Here is a 6,321-nt window from a genome sequence, read left to right on the forward strand (position 1 = left end):
ATTTTGGGACCAGCACCCGCCGCAAGCAATAATAGAAATCAAGGCAAACGCCTAGGAACAAAACCCGGGGCACTTCACTCCTTGGCTTATTGGGGTGATGTGGTCTACTTCGTGTCCTGGTTTGCCGCATTGTTGGCAGGTGTGATTGTCGCGGTTGCGGACATATTGGCGTAAGTGGTGTGGGGTTCCTGGGTGGTGTGGGTTCTTGTTGCTCATGGTGGTTTAGAGGTCGGGTTTGATTGCTGTTGGTGCTGGGTGGTGGGGGATTTCGTCTGGGTGTGCTTGTCGCCATTCGGTGATGTGGCTGAGTGCGGAGTTGTACTTGTGGCTGAGTGTGTTGACGCGGCCGCGGAGTGTGTCCACTTGGTCTTGGAGATTGTTGACTCGGTCGGTGAGTTGATGGGTTTCTTGTTGGATAGTGTCGACGAACGCTTTCCATTCGGGGTAGCGGGTTTGTTCGTGGGTTTGTCGTTCTTTTGAATGTGCGTTGATGGTGGCGGTTACCCAGGAGGCTATGCCGGTGATGGCGCTGGTGGTGCCTGTGGCGATGATGGTTGTTAGTGGTGTCATGGTGTGCCTCCTTTGGTGTGTTGTTGGGTTATTGGAGCGGTTGTTGTGGGTTGGGTGCGGGGTGTCCTGGCGTTGCTCCTTGTGGATTGGTGGGTGTAGCGCGTGGTGGCGCAGGGGTGTGTGGGGTTGGTTGCGTCTCCTGTGGTGGCTGGGCTGGAGTGGGCCGATAGTCAGAGTGTTCGCCGGTGGTGATTGCGGCTAGGGCGCTGGCAATGGTGGCGGTGATACTACTGGTGTTTTGTAGCCAGGTATCAACTTGGTCGGGGCTGGCAATACCGAAGGCGGTGACGGTGAGGGCGATGAGGCCGGTGACGGTGTAGATGGTTTGTCGGAGGTACCAGGGGGAGTGGGTGATGCCGCGGTCGAGTTGGAATTGTTGTGGGTGGATGATGTTTTGTGCGTGCTTTGGCATGGTTGTTTCTCCTTTCTGGTGTGTGCGGGGTTTCTGGTGTGTGCGGGGGTTATTGGTTGAGTAGGTGTTTGAGGTCGTCGTGGGTGCCGCGGTAGGCGTTGATGTCTACGACGCCGGGGTAGGCGGCTGTGTGTCCGTTGGAGCCGTATTGGAGGATGTCGGGGGTGTGGTCGCCGAGTGGGTAGTTCCAGCGTGGGCTGTTGTCGCCTGGGTAGAGTTGTGCGGCGGTGCCGTGACTGTTTTGAGTTCCGTAGTTGGAGACCCAGAGGGCGCCGAGGCCGTCCATGGAGGGTTCGCCGCCTATCATTTTCTCCCAGTACCAGGCGCCGGAGTAGATGCCGGGGACTGTGTAGCCGCGGCATTCGAGTTCGTGTTTTGCTGCCCAGACGTCGTTTCCGGAGAGGAGGGCGTTGCCTGAAGGGTCGATGGATTCGACGTCTATCCAGATGGGGAGGTCTTTGCGGCCTTGTAATTGTTGGTCGATGGTGTCGACTTGTTGTGCGATGGTAGTGCCTTCGGAGGGGGCGCGGAGGTACCAGTATCCGCTGGTGATAAGCCCTGCGGTTTCTGCGTCCTTCAGGTGGGAGTTGAAGATGGGGTCTTTGTAGGTTCCGTCGCAGATGCGGATGATGGCGAAGTCGTAGCCTTCTTGTTGTGCGGTGTGTAGGTTGAGTCCGTTGTTGTGTTCAGACACGTCGAGTCCGTACAGTGGCATGATTATTTTCCCCCTTGTTTTGTGGTTTTAGTTGTTGAGCCAGCTGTGTAGGGCTGGTGTGAGCGCTTCGATGGTGTTTCGGCCGGTGGTGTAGTCATCTGGGCCGAAGAAGAGCGCGTGTAGTTGGTTGGTGGCGTTGAGTATGGGTTGGTTGACGACCCATGCTCCTGGTGGTGTGTCGCGGTTTAGGCATACTCCCATGTTTTATCCCCCCTGTTGTGTGTGGAACTGGTGTTCCCGTGTGGTGATTTTACCCTATGAGGGTTTTGAGTCGTTTCGTTGTGGCGGAGATGTGTTTTTGATTTTCGTTGAGTTGTTGGAGGGCGGATTGGCGGGGTTGTGCTTCGCCGACAGCGAGTTCGGTTTTGGGTGGTGTGCCGGGTGTGTGGCTGATGGTGGCTTCATCAATCCAGGTGGAGAGGTTCATGTTTCGCCATTGGATGCCGATTTGGTCGCCGACGTTTACTTCGTAGCCAAGCTGGTAGGGGCAATTATCGGCGAGTTTGAATGAGGCTGAGAGATTGCCCTTGCCTTTGGCGAGTGCTTCGTAGGCTTGTTGTTGTCCTTCGATGGTGAAGCCTTCTCCGGAGGCGACGAGTTCTCGGCGTCGGTAGGGGCCGAGGTGTCGTGCTCTGCGGGTGGCTTGGTGGTGAGTGAAGGCGAGTAGTTTGTCTTCGGTGAGTTTGCCGGTGGCTTTTTCGAGTTTGTTTTGTAGGTCGTCGAGTTGTTTGTCGTTTCCGGGCCAGGCGTTTTTGGCGCCAGCGATGGCTCCGCCGACGAAAGTGGCGGTTGCCCGCTTCAACAGTTGGTTGATGGCGTTGGGGGATTTTCCACCGACGGTGACGTCTGCGTACTTGGAGCGTGTGATGGTGACGTCGCTGGTGGCGTAGTCGATGTGGGTGGGACGGAGCATAACCCAGGGTTTGTAGCCGTCTGGGTTGGTGCGGTCGCCGAGGCCGACAGTGGAGACGTTGTCTTCTGGGTCCCAGCGGCGGCTGATGTTTTTAACGCCTTCTCTGATGTGTCCAGCGACGGAGGAATCATTGGTGAGGGGGACGATGTCGATGATGAAGGTAGGCTTCCACAGTCGGGTGTGGGTGGGGAATGGTTGCTTGTCCCAGGGCATCCAGAGTGTAATGGTCAGGCGGAGTCCGGCGGCGTCGAGGGTTTCTTTTGTCAGGTCGGCAAGTGAGTCGAAGCGGGCGGCAAGCACAGTCCAGGGGGTGGTGGTGGATTTGTGGAGTGGATTGACCATAATCGGCCAGTCAGCGTAATCACGCCAAGCAATAGGCGACCATGGGTCGGCATCGGGCAGTAAGTCGAATTGGTAGAGACGGCGCAGGTTCATCAAGATGAAAGTCTTAATGACACGTAAAGAGTCGCCGGCGCGTACGTCCATGTATTTGGGTTGGATGGCTTTGATGGTCAGTGGGTTGGATTCCATGACGAGGTAGTTGGCCAGGTCGTGGATGGAGGTGCCGGTGATTTCAACGGTGGGGTCGTGTTGTTGTGCGTGGTCGATGATGGTGTCGACGAAGTAGGTGTAGCGAGTGTGGCCGTATTCGACGACGAGGAATTGTTGGATGTCGGTGAGTTTGCGCAGGGTGGAGTTGGGGTCGCCGTCGAAGGCTAGTGGTGGGATGAGGAGGTCGACGACGGGGTGGTTGGCGGGTACTTCGAGGGTGAAGGTGCCGGCGTCGTTGACTTTGTCGTTGGCTTTGAACTTGGTGTATCCGGTGATGATGGCTTGTGGGGTGAGGTATTTGTCAGTCAAATAGACGAACGGCGTGTGGTCGTCCTGATGCCGTTGCCCAAGTGCGGCCATTTGAATTGTTTGATGTTCCTGCATTGCTGATTATTCCTCCTGTTTGTGCCCAGGGTTGTAGGTATTCGTTGCGCCAGTGGATGTGGCATTTGTGGCAGTCGATGGCGGTGGCGTTGCCGGGCATGATGGGGCGTGTCCAGGCGATGCCGCGGAGTGTGGCCCAGGCGTTGTGGTTGGGGTAGCCGTGTGTGTCGGTGACGAGTCCGCCGGTGTCGGGGTTGGTGTGGTAGATGAGGCCGGTTGTGCCGAGTGCTGGTGGGAGGATGATGGGGCCGTTTTTGTCTTCGGTGACGCGGGCGGTGAGGCCTTTCCAGTGGATGGTGGGCCAGAGGGGGAGTTGTCCGGTGTTTTCGATGGTGGTGATTCCGGTGGAGGTGTGTTCGGGGCCGAAGTAGCGGCCGTCTTGGGCGGTGAGGTGTATTTCGAGGGTGGTGGTGTCTGTGGGGGCGGTTTCTTCGGGAAGTCCGATGGGGGACTCGAGGTGGACGAAGAGTTGGAGTTCGGGTTGGCGGGGTTGGTGGAAGGTGAGTATGGCGGGTTTGTAGAAGTCGAGGCCGTCGAGGAATCGGCGGATATTGGTTTCAGTGGTCAGGCTGGTGGTGTGGGTGATGCTGACTGTGAGGGTTGGGGTGATGGGCTCTGGGGTGGCCGTATCGTAGGTGTGGGTGGGGAAGTGCTGGGTGGTTGGTACTGGGTGGTCAGATAGTTTCCCGTCGGTGCCGGAGATTTTATGTAGGCTGACGCCTTCGTCGCCTTCCTGGGCGCCGGCGAGGTGCCAGGTGTGGCCTTTGTAGTCGGTTAGTTGGATGTCCACTGTGCTTTCCTCCTGCTAGACGACCATTGGGGTGGTGAAGGTGTTGATTTTGACTCCGCGTTCGAGTGCTTCGATTCGACGTTGATAATCGTCGAGGGCTTGGTTGACGCCGCGGCGAACGTCGTCGGAGGAGACTTCCATATTGTCGCCATTCATGTTGAGGTGAACCTCGACTGGTGGGAGGGCGTTTTTGCCGGGGTCGTCGGAGGTGCCGGCGACAGCGACTTTGACACGGCCTTGATTGTCAAGAATGTCTGGGGCGTTGGTGCCGTCAATGCCCCAGGGGGAGCCGAGGTCGTCGGTGATGTCGGCAAGTACGTCGCCGAGGAATTGTGAGCCCCATTCGATGGGGGCGCCGACGCGTTCTTCTTGACCGTTAAGCCATGCTTCGACGCCTTCTGAGAAGGTCTTAGCGGTGGCGTCTAAGTGCTGGGCGGCATAGGTAATGCCTTCAGCAAAGTCGGTCATTTGCTGCGAATTGAGTACCCACTCTGATTGGCCGGACGTGTTAACAGCAACAGAGTTATTGGGGAGTACACCACCAGTGTCGCGCAGGAATGCAGGTAGTACACCGCCGTTTTTGTAGCCTCCGGCCCGGTCGTAGGCCGCGGAGAGAGAACCGTAGGTAGCCATGGCGTAGTTCATGGAGGCGCGGATGTTGGATTCTGGGTCCCAGATGTCGTCGAATCCGGGGTCTTTGTAGGATTGGAATGTGGGGTCGATGGTTTGCATGAGTCCCTTGGATGGGGTGCCTTTGGCGGCGTTAGAATCCGTATTATTAATTGCGTGGGGATTGCCGCTGGATTCTTGTTGCATGCGGCGTAGGACACTGTCGACTAGGGATGTTGGTTGTCCTTTTTCTTTTAGTAGGCGGGTGACTAGTCCGCGGTATTTGTTGACGTCGCCGCCGACGCTTAGGTGTTCTTTGACTTTCTTGGCTACGGCGGTGACTTTGTCTTTGAGCCAGTTCCATGCGTTGTCGGCGCCTTTAGTGAGGTAGGCGGGTGCGACGGATTTGGCTAGGTCGGTGCCGCTGCTGATGCCGAGTTTGTCTTTAACAGCGTTGATTTTGCCATCGAAGAGTTTCTTTGCTGCGTTGGCGAAGTCACCACCGAGTTCAATGGCTTTGTTGATGACGTCGTCGGTGACGTTCCATGCTTTGCCTGCTGTGGATTTGATGGCGCCGAGGACACCGCCGTCGGCGAAGGAGCCGGAAAGTCCGGTGCCTTTTCCTGCTCGTGCTGTAGCGTTCATACGTGCGACAGCTGCTGGGCCGCCGACTGCTCTGGTCCATTCGGGCCGCATGATGGCCTCACCACCGGATAGGTTGAGCGTTCCGCCGGTAGGCGAGAAGAAGGTGTGTATGTCGCGGCCTGGGGTGTAACCGGGCATGACGCCACCGGTGGCGAAGCTGACCTCAGGAAGCTCGTCTACACCAGTTACCTTGGATACAGCGTTCCATGCGGGGCGAATGCCGTTGTTGTAGGCGACGTTGGCAATTTTGCCGGCAATTGACTTAATAGTTTCCCAGACACTGTTCCATGCGGACTTGATTCCATCAGCGGCTTTTTCAAACCATTGCTTAACTTGGTCGACCCCTTGCTTCATGCGGTCGAACGCAGGACGAACGTGTGCATCGACAATGCCTTTAATGAAGTCTGACATGTGTTGCCAGGCAGGAAGAAGAACGTTGTCAATAATGGCCTTGATAGCGCCAACAACCATGTTCCACACGGTCTTAATCCCGTTAAATACTGGCTGAATAGCGTTATTCCAGATAGCAGACAGGAATTGGCTCATCGCGTCCCACGCTGGGATAAGTACCGTATCGATGAGGGCTTTGATGCTGTTTACAACAGCTTCCCAGAGCTGCTTTATCAGGTTGAGGATTGGTTGGATAGCTGCTTCCCTGAAGTGCCCCGGGTTTTGTTCCTAGGCGTTTGCCTTGATTTCTATTATTGCTTGCGGCGGGTGCTGGTCCCAAA

General features: G+C 56.7%; 8 protein-coding genes. 1 reads left to right on the plus strand and 7 read right to left on the minus strand.

Annotated features, from left to right (window positions below):
- Window positions 1-222: 222 nt before the first annotated feature.
- The 7 genes from QP904_RS11600 to QP904_RS11630 are packed head-to-tail and all read right to left on the minus strand — an operon-like array spanning window position 223 to window position 6,136.
- On the minus strand, window positions 223-570 hold the full coding sequence (locus QP904_RS11600; RefSeq protein ID WP_259825007.1) for an MbeD/MobD family mobilization/exclusion family protein: 348 nt from the start codon (window positions 568-570) through the stop codon (window positions 223-225).
- A 28-nt stretch (window positions 571-598) separates the two neighbouring features.
- Entirely contained in the window at window positions 599-982 is a 384-nt protein-coding gene (locus tag QP904_RS11605; RefSeq protein WP_259825009.1) for a hypothetical protein, read from the minus strand.
- A gap of 49 nt (window positions 983-1,031) precedes the next feature.
- Entirely contained in the window at window positions 1,032-1,697 is a 666-nt protein-coding gene (locus QP904_RS11610) for a glycoside hydrolase family 25 protein (RefSeq protein WP_284836117.1), read from the minus strand.
- A gap of 27 nt (window positions 1,698-1,724) precedes the next feature.
- Window positions 1,725-1,898, minus strand: a complete 174-nt coding sequence (locus QP904_RS11615; RefSeq protein ID WP_259825016.1) for a hypothetical protein — start codon at window positions 1,896-1,898, stop codon at window positions 1,725-1,727.
- A 49-nt stretch (window positions 1,899-1,947) separates the two neighbouring features.
- Complete coding sequence (locus QP904_RS11620) at window positions 1,948-3,471, minus strand: Gp37-like protein (RefSeq protein WP_259825017.1); 1,524 nt, start codon at window positions 3,469-3,471, stop codon at window positions 1,948-1,950.
- Window positions 3,464-4,336 (minus strand): hypothetical protein, encoded by an 873-nt coding sequence (locus QP904_RS11625; RefSeq protein ID WP_259825019.1) that lies wholly within the window; start codon window positions 4,334-4,336, stop codon window positions 3,464-3,466. The genes QP904_RS11620 and QP904_RS11625 overlap by 8 nt, the downstream gene beginning before the upstream one ends.
- A gap of 15 nt (window positions 4,337-4,351) precedes the next feature.
- On the minus strand, window positions 4,352-6,136 hold the full coding sequence (locus tag QP904_RS11630) for a transglycosylase SLT domain-containing protein (protein ID WP_284836118.1): 1,785 nt from the start codon (window positions 6,134-6,136) through the stop codon (window positions 4,352-4,354).
- Between QP904_RS11630 and QP904_RS11635 the strand changes: the two genes are divergently transcribed.
- Window positions 6,128-6,321, plus strand: a 194-nt coding sequence (locus tag QP904_RS11635) for a hypothetical protein (RefSeq protein WP_284836119.1), incomplete at its 3' end; no start/stop codon positions are given. The genes QP904_RS11630 and QP904_RS11635 overlap by 9 nt on opposite strands.

The sequence above is a fragment of the Corynebacterium nasorum genome (assembly GCF_030229765.1).
In the GTDB taxonomy this organism is placed as follows: Bacteria; Actinomycetota; Actinomycetes; order Mycobacteriales; family Mycobacteriaceae; genus Corynebacterium; species Corynebacterium kefirresidentii.